Source organism: Pseudomonas vranovensis DSM 16006 (assembly GCF_000425805.1).
Lineage (GTDB): Bacteria > Pseudomonadota > Gammaproteobacteria > Pseudomonadales > Pseudomonadaceae > Aquipseudomonas > Aquipseudomonas vranovensis.
The window spans coordinates 67,429-83,455 of record NZ_AUED01000023.1; the positions used below are offsets into that span (position 1 = coordinate 67,429).

The window sequence follows — 16,027 nt, forward strand, 5'->3', positions numbered from 1 at the left end:
CTACAGCGCATCGCGGGGCAAGCTCGCGCCTACGGCCACCCAGCGGCTTTGCAGGGCAAACCACAAGGTGGCGACATCGCCCGTGTTGTCCATTGAGCGTCCACTGATCGCTTCGATGCGGCGTATGCGGTACACCAGGGTTTGTTTGTGTACATGCAGGCGCTTTGCAGCCTGCAGCCACGAGCGATTCTCTTCCAGGAACACTTGCAAGGTGTGCAGCAGTGAAGTGCCTTGTGCCTGGTCATAGGCATGGAGGGCACCCAGCACCGAGCGGAAAGCGCGAAGAGCTTCATCCGGGGTGCGGGGAAGCCAGGGCGTGTCGGTTTCAAGCTCTGCATAGCGGCATACCCTACGCTGCGCGTGGGTGTGGGCGCAGGCCAGCAGAGCTTCGCGCAACGCCTCGGCACTGCGCTGTACGGTGTGGAGGGGGGCGCTTGAACCAAGGCTCAGGTCAAGCTGTTCGACCAGTGTCGATTGCAGGCCATCGGCATGCAGCAGGATGAGTTCGTCACCCTGGCTGCGCGCCAGCAAGCGATCGTTGAGCAGCCGCAAGAGCGTTTCGGGACTGCTGCGCAACCCCGGCCCCCGGGCAATGCTGAATACCGCCTGCTCAAGGGCCAGGCCAGGTAGTTGATCCTGCAAGCGTTGGGTGACTTGTTCGAGACTCAGGCGCTGTTGCAGCAAGTCATCGATCAATTCCGACCCAAGGCGCAAGCGTCGTTCGCGCTCTGCCTGGCGCCGCTGAACTTCCAGGCCGAGCACCGCAGTCAGATGGTGCAGCAGCCCATAGTCGGGCAAACCCTCACCGGTCACCACCAGCAGGCAGTCCTGCTCGGTATGCAGTTCAATGGTCAGTGCCTCACCGTCTGGCAGGGTGTGGCGACGCAGCATGGGTTGTTGCTCCCCCTGCCTGCGTCGGCTGGCGAGCAGCGCTGTTCGCACCGTGTCGGGCAATGGGGCCAGTTGCTCATCCCAAGGCTGCAGCGTTACAGACAGCAGTACATGCAGACGGCATTGAATGTCCGATTCCAGGCGCTGTACCAATGCCGCCAGGCTCAGTCCGGAAATGCTCAGGCGGGCACTCTCGTACACCCGTGCCAGCGCGCTGCGGCGCTGGTATTCCTCTTTCTGATTGGCGTCGATGATGGCGCGCGTCACCGCCGCGAAGGGGACGCCGTATTCGGTGAGGATGACGGCGAAACCAAGCTGTTGTGCACGATCAGTGAGCGCATCGAGGTTGTCGGGTGCCTGCATATGCTCACCGATCATCATGCCGGCCAGGCCAGCGTCGGCAAGCCGCTGCACATACTCGCGCTGCGCCTGCGGGTCGGTGGGGACCCCCAGGCCGGTTGTCATCAGCACATCGCCCTCGCCCAGCCATTCGGTGGGGTCGGGCAGTTCGCACACATGCGCCCAGCGCACCTCACGTTCGAGACCATCGGTGCCGCTCAGCAAGTGTGAGCGAAGTTCGGGAAGAGCGATCAAGTCACGAATGTGCAGTGACATGCGCGGGCGACTCCATTGGGTCAGGCGGGTGTCCGGGCTCATCCTGGCCTGTTGTCGTGTCATCACCAACTGGCGGGTAGCATGCCCATGGCTGACAACACGGCGTATACGCCACTGGAGGCAAATATCAGGATGATGCCGATCTGGATCAATGGATGAGCATACCAGCCACAGGTGAACGCGGGCGTCTTGTCGCCGTGTTTGCGGGCCGCATTGAGTAGCAACACCGGGATGATGCCCATCAGCACGCCACCGAAGGTGCCGGCAAAATACAGTGCATTGACGAAGCCGCTGATGCCCGAGTACGCGAGAATGAACGGTGGTATCGCCACCACTGCCAATACCAGCAGACGCTTGCCGCGCTGGCTCTCATCACCGAGGCGGAAGTGGTCGAAGATATTGGTGAACAGGCATCCACCCAGGCCCCAGTACGACGTCAGCATGGCCAGCAGGGCGAAAGTGTTGGCTACATAGTAGGCCCATTGGCCCAGCGAACGTCCCCAACTGAGGGTGGCTACTTCGCTGAGGTTTTCGGTGCCCACCAGGGCAATTACCGAAGCCGGAATCGCAGCCACCAGCACGAAGGTCAACACCATGCCGCCGATGATCAGGCGCGGCAGGCGCTGGGGTGTATCAAGGTTGCCGCGCACCAGTTCCGGCACCAGGAACTGCGCACCAAACACGAAGACCGCCAGGTTGAACACCGGCACCACGTACTGCCACTGGCTCTGCCACAGGTGTACCAGTTGGGAGTCTTCATGGATGACCGTAGCGCCGATCAGCAGGCAGACGATCATCACCATTCCGGCACTGATCAGTTTTTCCGCCACACCCAGTGCCTTGAGGCCCAGGTACAGCACCAGCGCCGAGGGCACGAAGAAGATCAGGCTGCCCATCTGCCGGCTCAACCCGAACTGGCCGAAGAAATCGGTGAGGATGTTGCCGCTGCCGGTCATGTAGGCCACCAGCGCGCCATAGCTGTTGGCGGCTACGGCAATAAAGATCAGCCAGCCGCCGAAGGGCCCCAGGTATTTGCGCGACAGGCCGCTGAGCTGTTTGTTTTCACGGGTGCGCAGGCAGGTTTCGGCGACGTACAACATGGTGATGATGCAGAACAGGCATGTGATCGCCAGGCAGGCCAGCAGGGGGATGTAGCCCACTTTGCGCGCGGCGAAGGCCATGCTGAGCACACCGGCGCCAATGTTGGTGCCGATGATGATACCGATGGTTTCCATTCGCCCAAGTGCATGGGCCTTCAATCCCGAAGGCGCTTCTATTTGTTGTTGTATACCCACTGGTTGTTACCTCGTCTTGTTATGTGGGGGCAGTGGCCGGCTGGCGGCTCACTCGAGAATCACGTAGGTCTTGCGAACACTTTCCTGGAGGGTCCAGGTGCCGTGGGTATTGGCCGGAAAATACAGCGCATCGCCAGCGGCAAACGCCACCGGCTCACCGTTATCCGGCGTAAAGGTACCGGCGCCGCTGACGATGTAGCTGTATTCGGCCTGGGCGACCTGGCGACGAAAACTGCCAGGGCTGCATTCCCAGATACCGGTAGCGCCGCGTGCATCAGGCAGGGGTTGATGTGCCGCTGTGCGGGCCTTTGCCAGCGGTTCCTGTTGCGTATTACCGAGCGTGACGGCTTCACCAAAGGTGAGCGGGGCAGTGGCAGCGATATGAACGATCGACATGGCTGAACTCCTCAGGCTTTGTCTTCGAGACCGGCCGGCGCAAGGCGGGCCAGAAACAGATCCAGCGCCGCGGGTGCAGTGCCGGCTAACTCCGAGCGCTCTTTGCGCATCACGGCATTGCGTACCAGAGAGCCGCCCCAGTAGCGGAGAGGTTCGGGCGGGAAAGTGCGACAGGTGCGCTCCACCAACGGGCAGGTGCTCCAGGCGTCGTTGCGGCCCAGGGTCAAGCTGGCCAGGATGCGCCCGCCAAGCCGGCTTGGGCCGACCCCATTGCCGCTCCAGCCGATGCCGTAATGAATGTTGTCCTGGGCGCACAGCCGCCCGAACACGGGCAGGCTGTCGTAGGTGCGGTCGATGGGGCCGGACCACTGTGCGGCGATACGCGTGTTGCCGAGCATGGGGTAGGTTCGGCGCAGGTCCGCTTCGGTCAATGCCACGCTTGCAGCGTCTTCGCTGAAAACCGCACCGATCTTCGAGGCAAAACTCAAGGCGCCGGTCCCTTTGCCAAAGGCAATGCGACCGTCGTGGGTGGTGCGGTAGTAGTCCACCATCAACTGCGAATCAGTGATGGCTTCGCCGCCGATCCAGCCGATCTGGGCCAGGCGCTGCGGTATGGCATCGGTGGCCACGATCGAGCTGTTGACCGGCACGATCAGCTTCGCCAGCGCCGGCAGGGTTGCAGCCCAGGCATTGACGGCCAGTACAACCGAGCGCGCGCGCAGGCTTGCCTGGGCGGTTTTGACCTGCACCGGTTGCCCAGGCTCAATTGCACTCACACCAGTGCCTTCATGTATCTGCACGCCCATTTTCAGCGCTACGCGGCGCATGCCCTGCACCAGCAACGCGGGCTGCACAGTGGCATTGCTACGCTCGAATACGCCTGCCAGGTGTACGGCTGAACCGGTGCGTCGAGCCAACTCGCGAGGGTCGACACGCTCGAACGGCCGTACTCCCAGTCGCTCGCAGGCGGCCAGGGTACCGTTCCAGGTATCGATGTGCTGCGCGGTCGTGGCGGTCCACAGCCAGCCACTTTGGCGGAAATGGGCGTCGATGCCATGGCGCTGGCAGAACTCACCGAGTTCGGTGATGGCATGCTCGGCACTGTTGCCCAGGAACAAGGCTTGGTCTTCGTTGCAAAAGCCGCGCAGGGTGCCGATTTTGGGCCACCAGGACATGACAAAACCGCCGTTGCGTCCAGAGGCGCCGCCGCCGCACACGTGCTGTTCAAGCACCATGACGCGGGCATCCGGTTCAAGCTCCTTGACTGTCATGGCGGTCCATAGCCCGACAAAACCGCCACCAATGATGACTACATCAGCTTCGTGGTCGCCATTGAGCGGCACGGTCGGGTTATCGAGCAGATTGGTTGCCGTCATCCAGTGACTGGCTTTCAACGGAGGGGTAAGCGTTAGTTTCATTGTGAGCCCCTGGCAAGTGGATGCCGGCCAGTTTCAAGGGGCACAAGGGACGCGACAATTAGACGCCATTAAGAATGCGCGTGCAGTGCTCATACGATCGTATGAGCCTGCAACGACAGCCGTTTATCGAATGTCGGGAACGGCCGCGCAGCGGAGGGCTCTTCGTAGAAAGACCACTGCTTGGAGGGTGTGATGAACAATGCGAAGGAAAAGCCGCAGATCCCGGATGACCACGACAAGGCACCGGATCCGGATACAGACCCGGTGCTTGACGAAAACAACGAAAACCAGCGCTCACCGGGTGTGCCGGCAAGCGACCCCGAGTCGGGGGCCTGACCGATACCCGTAGCCGTGCCAGCGGCTACGGGACGCCCACCAGGGACGCCCCCATATCGCGTTTCTTCTCCCGGATAAAACACACCACCATTGCCGCCACACCAATGCTGAACACATACAGCGCCTGCGGGCCTGAATGCTCCATCATTGCCCCCGCAACCAGTGGACCGATGGTCGCGCCGATGCCAAAGGTCATCAGCAACACCCCGGCCACCGATACACGCAGTTCCGGCTCAAGGTTGTCGTTGGCATGGGCCACACCCAGTGGATACAAACAGAACTGCAAGAAGCCGATCGCAGCCCCCGCCAACATGACCCACAGCTGACCCGATGCCAGCCCGAAGGCCAGCGGCAGGTAGGCGATGCACAGCAATGCAGCGGTAGCGCGGATCAGGGTGATGCGAGAAAAATGATCCGACAGTTTGCCCAGCGGCAGTTGCGCCAGCAGCCCGGCGGCAATGCTGATGGCCATGAATTGCCCGACCTGCGGCGGGGTAAAGCCCAGTTGCGCGGCAAAGATCGGCGTCAGCCCGTACAGGCAACCGTTCAGCAAACCCGAGGCAAGAATCGTGAACAACGATTGAGGAAGCCTGCGCAGGTACAGCATCGGCTTGATTCGGGCCTGGCTGATGCTGTTCGGCTGGGTGCCGTTGTGCAGGGCCACGGGAATCAAGCCAATGGCAAAGGCAATGGCCACGCCCGTCAACGCCAGGGAGTGCAGCCCATCCCCGAGGCTGAGCATCAGTTGCCCGAGCATCATGCCGACATAGCTGGCCACCATGTACAGCGACATGGCGCCACCTCGCCGGCTGATCGGTGCGCAGTCGTTGAGCCAGCTCTCGATGACCATCAACTGGCACATCATTGCCGCACCCACGATGAACCGCAGGGCAAGCCACAGCGGCAAGCCATCACTGAGCTGGTGCGTGAGCACCGCGGTAACAATCACCCCGGCGCTCACCACAAAGGCCCGTGCATGGCCGACCAGGCCAATCAGCCAATAACCGGAGCGGGCTCCCAACACCATGCCCAGCGCGTTGGCGGCCATCAGCGCACCGCCCCACAGCTGCGCCACACCAGAGGCATCCAGGCGCAGGGCCAGGTAGGTCATCAGCAGGCTGGAACCCAGCTGCATCAACAAGGCAGCGACATAGATCGTGCCGAACCGTTTGGATAGTGCGAACAATTGGGTTCCCCAGACCAGTAGTGGTCGGTAGTCAGGCAAGGCCGTGGCGCTGTTTCCAGTCGCCCGGGTACACCACATAACCGAACAGCGCGTGGCCTGCATACACCAGCTCCGTGCCTTCGGGAATCCACAGCACCTGGCCTGGCGACACGCGATGCACCTCGCCGTTGGCCCGGAGTTCAAAGCACCCTTCAATCACAAAAATCACTTCGTCGTAGAGCACCGTCCAGGCCACTTCGGCGCCTTCCCAACGGGCAAAGCCGATGCCCAGGTTTGGCGACACTTCATTGCTGATGGCGCGCGCTACCGACGCGCCGCCAGGCGGGCCGCCCCGGTGGACAAAGTCCAGGTCCCGGTGATCGACCAGACGCACCGGGCCTTTGCCGCTGGGTACGCGGCTCATACTTCGCTCCTGCTGTTGAACGCCGCCCAGCGGATCCGGGTGCGCACACCCATGCCCAGGAACGGCTCAGGTGGATTGCGCGAGGGCATGCCGGTCACTGCGCGGATGTCGCTCAATTGCCTGGAGTCCGCACCCACCGCCATGTCGGCCAGCAGCGTGCCGGAAATGGTGCCCCAGGCCGCGCCCACGCCGTTGTCGCAGGCGGTGGCGTAAACACCGTCATCGAGCTGGCCGAAGTAGTTGGTGAAGTTGCGCGAGATCGCATAGACCCCGCCCCAGGTATGGGTGAACGGCACCTGGGCCAGTTGCGGATAGCGCGCCTCGAAGGCCTTGCGATGGTCCTCGCGAATCTTGTTGCGGCTAGCATCGGTGATGCTGCGACCGTAGCGAGGAACGTGCTTGTAGGTATTGCGGATGATCAGGCGCCGGTCCTGGGTCATGCGTACGGTGGTACCGGCGTGGTCGGCAGGGGTGAGGCCCCAGTCGGCCTGGGCGCCAACCGTCGCCATTTCTGCGTCGCTCAGTGGGCGCGTCCAACTGGCGAACGTCATCACCGGCAGGAGTCGGTTGCGCAGGTAGCCGAACTCCTGGGTGAAGATGCTGGTGCCCAGCAATACCTGCGGGCTCCGGATCAGACCGTTGTCGCCACGCAGCAGCCACTTGCCGCTGGGGTCTTTCTGGAGTGTGCGGATCGGCGATTCTTCAAGCACTTCGACGTTGCCAGGTAGCGACTCACCCAGGCCACGTACCAGTGCGGCGGGTTGCATCAGGAAGCAACCGGGCGTGTAGATGGCGCGGCTGTAGTAGCGGCTACCGAGTACGCCGGCCAGTTCGTCACGCCCGACCACGCGATAGGGCTCGCCCAGGTCGGCCATCAGTTTTTCGAAGTGATCCAGATAACCCTGGCCACGCTCTCCCACCGCGCCCTGGTATTTGCCCGCATGGGACCACTGGCATTCGATGCCGTGACGGCCGATCAACGTTTGCAGTTGGTCGATGGCTGAGCGGTTCAGGCCCAGCAGGCGCTGTTTGTGCTGTGGATCGGGATGTTCGAGGGCGAATTTGTGCGGCAGGTCGATGACAAAACCCGAGTTGCGCCCGGAAGCGCCGTAGGCTATTCGCTGGGCATCTACCAGAATGATGCGCGCCTGCGGCAGGTGCTCGGCCAGGCGCCGCGCGGCGGAAAGTCCGGCAAAGCCGGCGCCGATCACCACATAGTCGGCGTTCTGTTCGCCACTCAGGCGTTTGCTTGGCGCCGGTTCAGGCAGCGCGGCATACCAGCCGCAGCTGCGGTCATCGTGAGGCAGATTGACGATACTGTTCATGGTTTGGCCTCAGGCCACATTTTGTTGGGTGTCCTGGCAGCTTTGCAGCCAGGTATTTCGTTGCAGTTGTGCCTGACGACCGAGCAGCACGAACCCGCGCAGGGCACCGGCGTGGTCGTGGAACGCCGCACTCAAGCCATCGCTGGTTGCATCGCAGCGCCATTGGCCTTCGCAGCCACCCGGGGGGGGCAGCAGGCACAAGGGGGCGACCGGGGTTTTCACGGTCACCGGCGCCAGGGGGTAGTGGGCAGCGGTCGGTTGGCCCAGCAAGGTCTTGCCCAGGGCACGAATGCCTTCGTTGATCGGGGCCAGGTAGGGCAACAACTGGCCGTTGATCTCGACGCAGTCGCCCAGGGCGTAGATGCCCGGTTGCGAAGTCTGTAGTTGTGCATCGACCTTGATCCCGCGGCCGCAGTCCAGGCCGGCTTCCAGCGCCAGCTCAAGATTGGGACGCAGGCCCACTGCACTGAGCACCAGGTCAGCACCGACGACTTGACCGTCGGCCAGGGTCAATTGGTAGCCATCGCTGTTGCGCTCGATGCGCTGCAAGGTAGTGCGCAGGTTCCACTGCACGCCCACCCCCGACAGTGCCTGCTGCAAGTGCTGGCCGGCAGCCTCGGGCAGCAGGCGCTCCATGGGCCAGGCACCCAGGCCGATCACCCGCACCTGATAGCCATTGCTTGCCAGGTCGTTGGCGAACTCGCAGCCAATCAACCCGTCGCCAAGAATGGCCACGCTGCGTACACCTTCAAGGCGTTGGCGGAATGCCTGGTAATCCTGCAGGTTGTTGACGCTGAGCAGTGCCTCGGCGCAGCCCTCGATGGGCAACCGCACGGCAGAGGCACCACTGGCCAGCACCAGTTGGCCGTACTCCATTTCGCCGAGGCTGGTGTACAGGCGTCGCGCCTGGGCGTCGATACGTTCGACCCTGCAGCCGGTATAGATACGAATACCCAGTCGCTGCTCGATGGCCAGCGGGCTTTCGGTGGCCAGGGCGGCGGCAGTGCGCCCCTGTGCCAGGGCGATCGACAAGGCAGGCTTGGAGTAGATATGCCCCGATTCTTGGGTCAGTACGCGAATCTCCAACTGCGGGTCGGCCTTGCGCAGGGCTTGTGCCAGGCCGTAGCCGGCATGGCCGCTGCCGATGATGACTACCGGTTGTGCCGGGCGGGCTGCGGCCACAGGCTGGGCCTGAATGACCGGCGCCGCCGTCACGGCTGCAATCGGGGTGCTGAGTTCGATCATTTCAAAGTCGGCCTTGCCGACCTTGCACTCAGGGCACAGCCAGTCTTCGGGCACATCCTCCCAGCGGGTGCCGGGGGCAATGCCGTCGTCGGGCCAGCCTTTGGCCTCGTCGTAGATCAGGCCACAGATGATGCAGAGCCAGGTTTTCATCGCACTACCTCCTCACTCGCCCTTGATACGCACGGCCAGGTTTTTGGTCCTGACGTAGCTGTAGAGCGCCTCCTGGCCTTTTTCCCTTCCGAATCCCGAGAGCCCGACACCGCCAAACGGCGTTTCGATGCCACCGGCATACCATTCGTTGACGAACACTTGCCCTGCGCACAGGCGCCGTGCGCAGCGCAGGGCGCGATTGAGGTCCTGGGTGAACACACCGGCCACCAGTCCGAACACGGTGCCGTTGGCAATGGCAACGGCTTCGTCTTCGCTGTCGAACGGGATCACTGCCAGTACCGGGCCGAACACTTCGGTCTGGGCAATTTCCATGTCCGGGGTTACATCGCGCAGTACCGTCGGCGCCATGTAGTGCCCGCGCAAGCCAGAGATCGCCTCGCCGCCGGTCGCGACAACCGCGCCTTCCTGTTGGGCACGTCGGCACAGGGCCTCGATACCCTCGAGCTGGCCGGCGGAGATCACCGGTGTATGGTCCGGGTTGTCCTGGCCCAGGCCGACGCTCAACCCCTCAGCCATCGCCACGACATCAGCGACGACGTCGTCGTAGACCGAGCGATGCACCAGCAGGCGCGACATGGCTGAGCACACCTGGCCGGCGTTGAAGAAGATGCCGCTTTTCACGCTGTTGATCAGTTGCTCGCGATCGGCATCCGGGAACACCAGCGCGGCCGATTTGCCGCCCAGCTCCATCACACTTGGAATGGCGTGTTCGGCGGCAGTGCGCAGGATGCTCTGGCCGGTGCCGACGGAGCCGGTGAAGACAATTTGATCGACGTCGCGATGCCCGGCCAGGTAGGCACCCACTTCCCGGCCACGGCCGCAGATCAGGTTGACCGCACCCTGTGGCAGGCCGGCGCGCTCGATGGCCTGCATCAGCACGCAAAGCCCCAGTGGCGAGAGTTCCGGCGACTTGATCACTACCGCGTTGCCTGCCGCCAGGGCAGGGGCCAGGGAGCGGGCGCAGATCGACACCGGGAAGTTCCACGGCACGATCTGCAGCGACACGCCCATGGGGTCGTAGACGGTGAAGTCCATGTAGCCGTCGCCCAGGGGAATCGACTTGCCCTCGATCTTGTCGGCCATGCCGGCGTAGTACTCGAAGTAGCGCGCGGCCTCGACGAACTCGTCACGGGCATCGCGCAAGCTCTTGCCGTTTTCCTGGCACAGTACCCAGGCGCCTTCTTCGGTGAGCGCACGAATCTGCGCGGCAATTTCAAGCAACCAGGTCACCCGTTGCGCAGGACGAACACGGGTCAGCGCGCTGCTGTCGGCACAGCGCCGGGCGGCCTGCAGGGCGCGTTCGGCGTCGGTCACGCTGGCCTGGGCGATGGTCGCCACAGGGTCGGCGGTGCCAGGGTTGTGGATGGTCAGGTGCTGCTCGCTGTCGGTCCATTGGCCGTCGATGAAGTTCAGCCAGTGCGGGGATATCGAATGCATGGTGATCACCTCAGGCGCGCTGTGCGCAGTCGAGCAACTGACGGGCAGCCCACTTGTGGAAGTAGTGGGTTGGCAGGTCCATTTCGGGCGAGAACGCCCCACCGCTGTAGCCAGGGGACAGGCGGCCTTTCTGCATGCCTTCGACCGAAGCGATGTCTTCGGCGAACACCACGCGCCAGGACTCCATCACTGCTTTGCGCGAGGCGTCGTAGTGGCTGTCGAGCGCTTCATCACCCACATAAAACAGGCGCAGGTGCTCAATGGTTTTACCGGGCGCCACAGGCTCCAGCATCATGGCGAAGGCATGGTCGGCCTGGATGCCCAGCAGCACGTTGGGGAAGAATGCCACGTACTCGGCAGTGCGCAGGCGGTCTTGTGGCCAGGAGGGGAAGATTGGCAAATGGGTACCGGCAACGGCCGAGAGGTTGTAGGCGTGGCTGCCCTGGCCGGCAAATTCCTCGAACATGATGTTGTAGTGGTCTTCCAGGCGCGAGTAGCTGTTCAGGCTCGGATGTACCCATGGCAAGTGGTAGGCCTCGCAGTAGTTCTCGACCGCCAGTTTCCAATTGCAGTTGACCTCGATGCTCATGGCGCCGCTGTTGGCTTCACGGCGCAACAGGCTCATGCCATCGGTGCCCAGGAACTGGGTCCAGCGCTCTGTCAGCGGCTTGAGTTGCTCTTCAAGGGCTGGCGCGTCGCCCGACAGGTTGATGAACACCATGTCCATCCAGATCGTGGTGCGCAGTGCTTTCAGGCCATGTTTCTCGCAGGCAAAACGCTCGTCTTTGTGCTGATTGATTCCGCCGACGTGCGGTGTGCCTTTAAGGCCACCGTTCAAGTCGTAGGTCCAGGAGTGGTAGGGGCAGCGGATCACCCCCTGCACTTCACCCGCCTGTTGCACCAATTTCACGCCGCGGTGGCTGCAGACGTTATGGAACACCTGCACCAGACCTTCACGGTTGCGCATCATCAGCAGCGGCAGGCCCATGAAGTCCACAGGCTTTACGTAGCTGTTGGTTGGCAGGTCGCTGGCAAAACCGATACAGGCCCAGTTGCGCCCCAGTACTTCATCGCGCTCGAGCTGGAAATAGCGCTGGTCGGTATAGAACTCGTTGGTCAGGCCATGGGCTTCATGGATAGGCGCCAGAACGGTTTCCAGGGCGTGGACGGGAATAAGGCGGGAATCAGTCGATACGGTCATTTTTGTTTTCTCTTGTTAGATGCACGGCAGGCAATGCCTTGATGCCTGGCGCCAGTTTCAGCAAGAGAAGGAGGGCTCGACAAACGATTTATTTCAGTTCGATTTATCAGTTTTTATCATTAATGATTTATTCGAGGGTGACGGGAATGGCGGAGGAATAGTTGATGAATGGTCAATATCGAGACTTTTCAGATTAATGATTTTTGGTAATTAATTGATGACAAGAAATAGTTTGTCGAAGTGCCGGTAGTTCTCCCATTTTGTTAGGGCCCAAGGGAGCGTGCCGCGCCTTGGGCCTACGGGAAGACCGCCGCCATGGATCTGGCACCTGCCTGTGGCAGCGGTTCTACCCAGCCGTGAAATAAAACCCTTGAACAAAAACAATAGGGGATAACCAATGCGTGCCGAATCTGGCCTGCTCAAAGGCCTCAATCCCACCGTGACGATATGGTCGTTGCTGGCCGTAGTACTCTTCGTGCTGTTTTGCGCCCTGTTCGCAGAACACGCCGCCGCTGCCTTTCAACATGCCTCCGACTTCATCCTGCAGAACTTCAAATGGTTCTACCTGATCTCGGTCACCGGCGTGCTGGGGCTGCTGTTTTACCTCATGTGCAGCAAGTTCGGGCACATCAAGTTAGGGCGTGACGACGACAAGCCCGAGTTCAGCTTCGGCTCCTGGATCGCCATGTTGTTCAGTGGTGGCATGGGCATCGGGTTGATTTTCTGGTCGGTTGCAGAGCCCATGTGGCATTACGCGGGCAACCCCTTCGCCACGGGCCTCACCGACGAAGCGGCGACTACCGCCATGCGCATCACGTTGTTCCACTGGGGCCTTCATCCGTGGGCAATCTTTACCATCGTGGGGCTTGGCCTGGCGTATTTTGCCTACCGCAAGGGCCTGCCGCTGAGCATGCGCTCGATCCTCTACCCGCTGATCGGTGAGCGCATCTACGGGCCTATTGGTCATGTAGTCGACATCGTTGCAGTAGTGATCACCGCATTCGGTGTTTCCCAGTCGCTGGGCTTGGGTGTGGTGCAGATGAATACCGGATTGAGCCAGGTGTTCGACCTGCCTATCAGCCTGGGGGTGCAAATCACCCTGATCGTGCTCATTACTCTGGTGACCACCGTATCGGTGATGGCTGGTGTGTCGCGGGGCATGAAGCGCCTGTCGGAATGGAACATGCTGCTGTCGGTGGTGCTGGTGGTGTTGATCCTGCTGCTGGGGCCGACCCGCTACATTCTCAACCTGATGCTGGAAAGCACCGGTGACTATGCCCAGCACATCGTCGGTTTGAGCTTCTGGAGCGATACTCAGAAGGACAGCGGCTGGCAGAACTGGTGGACGGCCTTCTACTGGCCGTGGTGGATGACCTGGGGGCCGTTCGTGGGCCTGTTCATCGCCCGGATCTCCAAGGGCCGTACCATTCGCGAGCTGATTGCCGGCGCGCTATTGGTACCGACCCTGGTGACCATTATCTGGATGTCGGTGTTCGGTGGGGCTGCACTCAAGACCGAGCAGGTCGACCGCCAGCACCATGAACAACTGGTAGCCAGCGGTGAACTGCAGGGTGACAAGGCCAAGTTCGAAGGCGGTACGGTATTGCTGGCGACCAAACAGGAAACCACCGCTGCCATGTTCACCCTGCTGCACAAGATCGACGCAGGTACGTTGGGCAAGGTGTTGAGCGTGCTGGTCTGTATTCTGCTGGCGACGTACTTCATCACCTCGGCCGACTCCGGCACCCAGGTTCTGTGTACATTGAACTCCATGGGCAGTGCCAACCCGCCGCAAAGTATCCGTCTGCTCTGGTGCATCCTGGAGGGTGCCATCGCAACGGCCCTGCTGATGGCAGGCGGGCTCAAGGCGATTCAGATGGCGAGTATCGCGGCGGGCTTGCCGATTGCGGGGTTCATCCTGCTGATCAGTTACACACTGATGCGCAGCTTGCGCCAGGAGATGGCTGATGGGCTGCTTGATACACCGCCGGGTGGGCGCCTGCCTGTCCCCGGGATTCTTCCGCAAGGCATCACGCCGGTGGCTGGATCGCTGGCCGGCGGGGGGCTTGATATGGGGCTGACAGCGAAGAAAGCCAGCTGACTTCAACCTGGCCTGGAAAACACAAGACCGACAGCCTACAGCTGTCGGTCTTGTGTTTTGGGCGGACTATTTCTGTACCGAAGGCTGGGCCATCAACCAATCCCGGAACAGCCGCACGCTTTCACGAGGGCCACGTTCGGTGGGGGACTCCAGCAGGCAGAACTTGGCGTCAGTCTGCAGCACCACATCGTTGGGTTTGACCAGCGCCCCGGTGCTCAACGCATCGTCCACCAGGTTGCCCCAGGCCAGCGCCACGCCCTGCCCACTGATCGCCGACTGGATCAGCATGCTGTAGCTGTTGATGTTGACGCGATGCTTGGGCGTCATGGGCTCGTACCCCAGGCGCTTGAACCACTCGGGCCAACCTACCCAGTCGCGCTGGGAGTCTTCAAGCCACAGCCAGGTACAGCCAGACAACCCCTCGATGCTGCTCAGTTGCGGATGCCTGGCCAGATAGCCGGGGCTGCACACCAGGAAGATTTCTTCCGAGAACAGTGGCGTCACGGCCATGTCCTTGGGCGGAGGGTTGCAGTAATACAGCGCCAGATCACTGTCGAGCCTGGAATAATCCTTCACATGGTCGTGGGCGATGATCCGCAGATCGATGTCTTCATGGGCGTTCTGGAATTCCGACACCTTGGGCAGCAACCACAGCGAAGCCATGGCGGTACTGGTGGCCACGGTGACTTGCTGGTTGCCTTGCCACTGGCGTATCTCACCGGTGGCGCGGGCCAGGTGCAGCATGCATTCACGCACCGTTTCGTAGTACTGAGCGCCGGTGGGGGTGAGGGTCATGGTGCGGGTAGTGCGAGTGAACAAGGCCTTGCCCAGGTAGTCCTCCAGCAGGCGAACCTGACGGCTGATTGCACCCTGGGTGACGTTCAATTCCTTGGCAGCAAGGGTAAAGCTCAAGTGACGGGCTGCAGACTCAAACGCATGCAGGCTGTTGAGCGGCGGAAGAGGCTGGATTTTCACGGTTTTGGGGTCCACTCATTCTTATTATCAGCGGCTCTATAGTAATGATCTGGCCGGCCCATGGGGCGCTGACCGGATGAAATAATTCCGGCTCGCCCAATGGGAGTGGTGGTCTTGAACTACCAGGCTATTGCCAGGTGGGAGTAGCGCGCTTGTACAGATTCTGTGGGCGCGGGACTTGCCCGCGATCGGCCGCACGGCGGCCGTAGACCTGACCCTATCTGATTCGTGATTGATCGCGGGGCAAGCCCGTTCCTACCAGCCGAACAGCTCGCAGGCATTGCGCGTACTGATCTGCGCCAACTGCTCCACCTCGATCCCGATCACCTGCGCAAGCGCTTCGGCGATCTGTGGCAGATGCGCCGGGCTGTTACGTACGCCGGGGAACATCGCCGGGGCCATGTCGGGTGAATCGGTCTCCAGCACCAGGCTGTCCAGTGGCAACTGTGGCAATACCTTGTGCAGGCGCAGTGCCTGGGGCCAGGTCGCCGCGCCGCCCAGGCCAAGCTTGAAGCCAAGCTTGTGGTACTCGCGCGCCTCTTCGAAACTGCCGGCAAAGGCATGGATGATGCCGCCACGCGCCAGTTTGTAGCGCTTGAGGGTGGCAATGACCGCCGCATGGCTGCGCCGCACGTGCAGTAGGGCAGGCAGGTTGAAGTCCACCGCCAGTTGCAGTTGTGCTTCAAACAGCCGCTGCTGACGCTCGCGGTCGAGCTCGGGCAAGTAGTAGTCCAGGCCGAATTCGCCCACGGCGCACAGCTGGCGCTCACCGCGCAGGCGGCTCAGCCAGTCGCCCAGTTCACGCACGTGCGCCGGGCGATGCTGGTCGAGGTACACCGGGTGCAGGCCGAAGGCGGCGTGCAGGCTGGGATCGCTGCTCACCAGGTCCCATACCCGCTGCCAGTTGTCCTGATGCACCCCCAGCACCACCATTTTCTCGACACCTACTGCCCGAGCATTGGCCAGCAAGGCCGGGCGGTCGTGGTCGAAGTCTGGAAAGTCCAGATGGGTGTGAGTGTCGATCAGGCGCAT

Annotated in this window: 14 protein-coding genes and 1 pseudogene; 2 read left to right on the forward strand and 13 right to left on the reverse strand. The window is 61.9% G+C overall.

Going from position 1 to position 16,027, the window contains the following annotated elements; translation table 11 throughout:
• From H621_RS0117540 to H621_RS0117555, 4 genes are all read right to left on the reverse strand, one after another.
• Positions 1-1,506, reverse strand: coding sequence for a PucR family transcriptional regulator (locus H621_RS0117540; RefSeq protein ID WP_028944651.1), 1,506 nt, complete (start codon positions 1,504-1,506; stop codon positions 1-3).
• Between the two features lie 62 nt (positions 1,507-1,568).
• Positions 1,569-2,741 carry an aromatic amino acid transport family protein gene (locus H621_RS0117545; RefSeq protein ID WP_371919761.1) on the reverse strand — a complete coding sequence of 391 codons (1,173 nt, stop codon included), beginning with the start codon at positions 2,739-2,741 and terminating at the stop codon, positions 1,569-1,571.
• A 108-nt stretch (positions 2,742-2,849) separates the two neighbouring features.
• Positions 2,850-3,197: a cupin domain-containing protein gene (locus H621_RS0117550; protein WP_028944653.1), complete on the reverse strand. Its 348-nt coding sequence runs from the start codon at positions 3,195-3,197 to the stop codon at positions 2,850-2,852.
• Positions 3,198-3,208: 11 nt separating this feature from the next.
• Positions 3,209-4,615, reverse strand: a complete 1,407-nt coding sequence (locus tag H621_RS0117555; protein ID WP_028944654.1) for an NAD(P)/FAD-dependent oxidoreductase — start codon at positions 4,613-4,615, stop codon at positions 3,209-3,211.
• Positions 4,616-4,807: 192 nt separating this feature from the next.
• Between H621_RS0117555 and H621_RS28765 the strand changes: the two genes are divergently transcribed.
• The gene (locus H621_RS28765; protein ID WP_167332124.1) at positions 4,808-4,951 is read left to right on the forward strand and encodes a hypothetical protein; all 144 of its coding nucleotides are present in this window, start codon (positions 4,808-4,810) and stop codon (positions 4,949-4,951) included.
• A gap of 25 nt (positions 4,952-4,976) precedes the next feature.
• Here H621_RS28765 and H621_RS0117565 read toward each other — a convergent pair whose 3' ends face one another.
• The 7 genes and pseudogenes from H621_RS0117565 to H621_RS0117590 form a co-directional block, all read right to left on the reverse strand.
• Positions 4,977-6,137, reverse strand: coding sequence for an MFS transporter (locus H621_RS0117565; protein ID WP_028944655.1), 1,161 nt, complete (start codon positions 6,135-6,137; stop codon positions 4,977-4,979).
• A 31-nt stretch (positions 6,138-6,168) separates the two neighbouring features.
• On the reverse strand, positions 6,169-6,540 hold the full coding sequence (locus H621_RS0117570; RefSeq protein ID WP_028944656.1) for an ethanolamine utilization protein EutQ: 372 nt from the start codon (positions 6,538-6,540) through the stop codon (positions 6,169-6,171).
• Complete coding sequence (locus H621_RS0117575) at positions 6,537-7,865, reverse strand: NAD(P)/FAD-dependent oxidoreductase (RefSeq protein ID WP_028944657.1); 1,329 nt, start codon at positions 7,863-7,865, stop codon at positions 6,537-6,539. The genes H621_RS0117570 and H621_RS0117575 overlap by 4 nt, the downstream gene beginning before the upstream one ends.
• 9 nt (positions 7,866-7,874) lie before the next feature.
• Entirely contained in the window at positions 7,875-9,110 is a 1,236-nt protein-coding gene (locus tag H621_RS0117580) for an FAD-dependent oxidoreductase (protein WP_245219091.1), read from the reverse strand.
• Positions 9,099-9,260, reverse strand: a pseudogene (locus H621_RS28980) (rubredoxin); the annotation flags it as partial. The gene H621_RS0117580 and the pseudogene H621_RS28980, both read right to left, overlap by 12 nt.
• Before the next feature lie 12 nt (positions 9,261-9,272).
• The gene (locus H621_RS0117585; RefSeq protein ID WP_028944659.1) at positions 9,273-10,718 is read right to left on the reverse strand and encodes an aldehyde dehydrogenase family protein; all 1,446 of its coding nucleotides are present in this window, start codon (positions 10,716-10,718) and stop codon (positions 9,273-9,275) included.
• A 10-nt stretch (positions 10,719-10,728) separates the two neighbouring features.
• On the reverse strand, positions 10,729-11,919 hold the full coding sequence (locus tag H621_RS0117590) for an aromatic ring-hydroxylating oxygenase subunit alpha (protein ID WP_028944660.1): 1,191 nt from the start codon (positions 11,917-11,919) through the stop codon (positions 10,729-10,731).
• A gap of 397 nt (positions 11,920-12,316) precedes the next feature.
• Here H621_RS0117590 and H621_RS0117595 point away from each other — a divergent pair, with 397 nt between their 5' ends.
• Positions 12,317-14,020 carry a BCCT family transporter gene (locus tag H621_RS0117595; RefSeq protein WP_028944661.1) on the forward strand — a complete coding sequence of 568 codons (1,704 nt, stop codon included), beginning with the start codon at positions 12,317-12,319 and terminating at the stop codon, positions 14,018-14,020.
• Positions 14,021-14,086: 66 nt separating this feature from the next.
• On the opposite strand, the gene H621_RS0117600 is transcribed toward H621_RS0117595, so the two are convergent.
• Together H621_RS0117600 and H621_RS0117605 are read right to left on the reverse strand one after the other, a co-directional pair.
• On the reverse strand, positions 14,087-14,995 hold the full coding sequence (locus H621_RS0117600) for a LysR substrate-binding domain-containing protein (RefSeq protein WP_028944662.1): 909 nt from the start codon (positions 14,993-14,995) through the stop codon (positions 14,087-14,089).
• A gap of 255 nt (positions 14,996-15,250) precedes the next feature.
• Positions 15,251-16,027, reverse strand: coding sequence for a TatD family hydrolase (locus H621_RS0117605; protein WP_028944663.1), 777 nt, complete (start codon positions 16,025-16,027; stop codon positions 15,251-15,253).

What these genes read in the sequence shown, in the direction of transcription:
- H621_RS0117590 (WP_028944660.1), bottom strand. Translation starts at nt 11,919, where the DNA reads ATGACCGTATCGACTGATTCCCGCCTTATTCCCGTCCACGCCCTGGAA.
- H621_RS0117570 (WP_028944656.1), bottom strand. Translation starts at nt 6,540, where the DNA reads ATGAGCCGCGTACCCAGCGGCAAAGGCCCGGTGCGTCTGGTCGATCAC.
- H621_RS0117580 (WP_245219091.1), bottom strand. Translation starts at nt 9,110, where the DNA reads ATGATCGAACTCAGCACCCCGATTGCAGCCGTGACGGCGGCGCCGGTC.
- H621_RS0117540 (WP_028944651.1), bottom strand. Translation starts at nt 1,506, where the DNA reads ATGTCACTGCACATTCGTGACTTGATCGCTCTTCCCGAACTTCGCTCA.
- H621_RS0117575 (WP_028944657.1), bottom strand. Translation starts at nt 7,865, where the DNA reads ATGAACAGTATCGTCAATCTGCCTCACGATGACCGCAGCTGCGGCTGG.
- H621_RS0117595 (WP_028944661.1), top strand. Translation starts at nt 12,317, where the DNA reads ATGCGTGCCGAATCTGGCCTGCTCAAAGGCCTCAATCCCACCGTGACG.
- H621_RS28765 (WP_167332124.1), top strand. Translation starts at nt 4,808, where the DNA reads ATGAACAATGCGAAGGAAAAGCCGCAGATCCCGGATGACCACGACAAG.
- H621_RS0117545 (WP_371919761.1), bottom strand. Translation starts at nt 2,741, where the DNA reads ATGGAAACCATCGGTATCATCATCGGCACCAACATTGGCGCCGGTGTG.
- H621_RS0117585 (WP_028944659.1), bottom strand. Translation starts at nt 10,718, where the DNA reads ATGCATTCGATATCCCCGCACTGGCTGAACTTCATCGACGGCCAATGG.
- H621_RS0117555 (WP_028944654.1), bottom strand. Translation starts at nt 4,615, where the DNA reads ATGAAACTAACGCTTACCCCTCCGTTGAAAGCCAGTCACTGGATGACG.
- H621_RS0117550 (WP_028944653.1), bottom strand. Translation starts at nt 3,197, where the DNA reads ATGTCGATCGTTCATATCGCTGCCACTGCCCCGCTCACCTTTGGTGAA.
- H621_RS0117605 (WP_028944663.1), bottom strand. Translation starts at nt 16,027, where the DNA reads ATGCGCCTGATCGACACTCACACCCATCTGGACTTTCCAGACTTCGAC.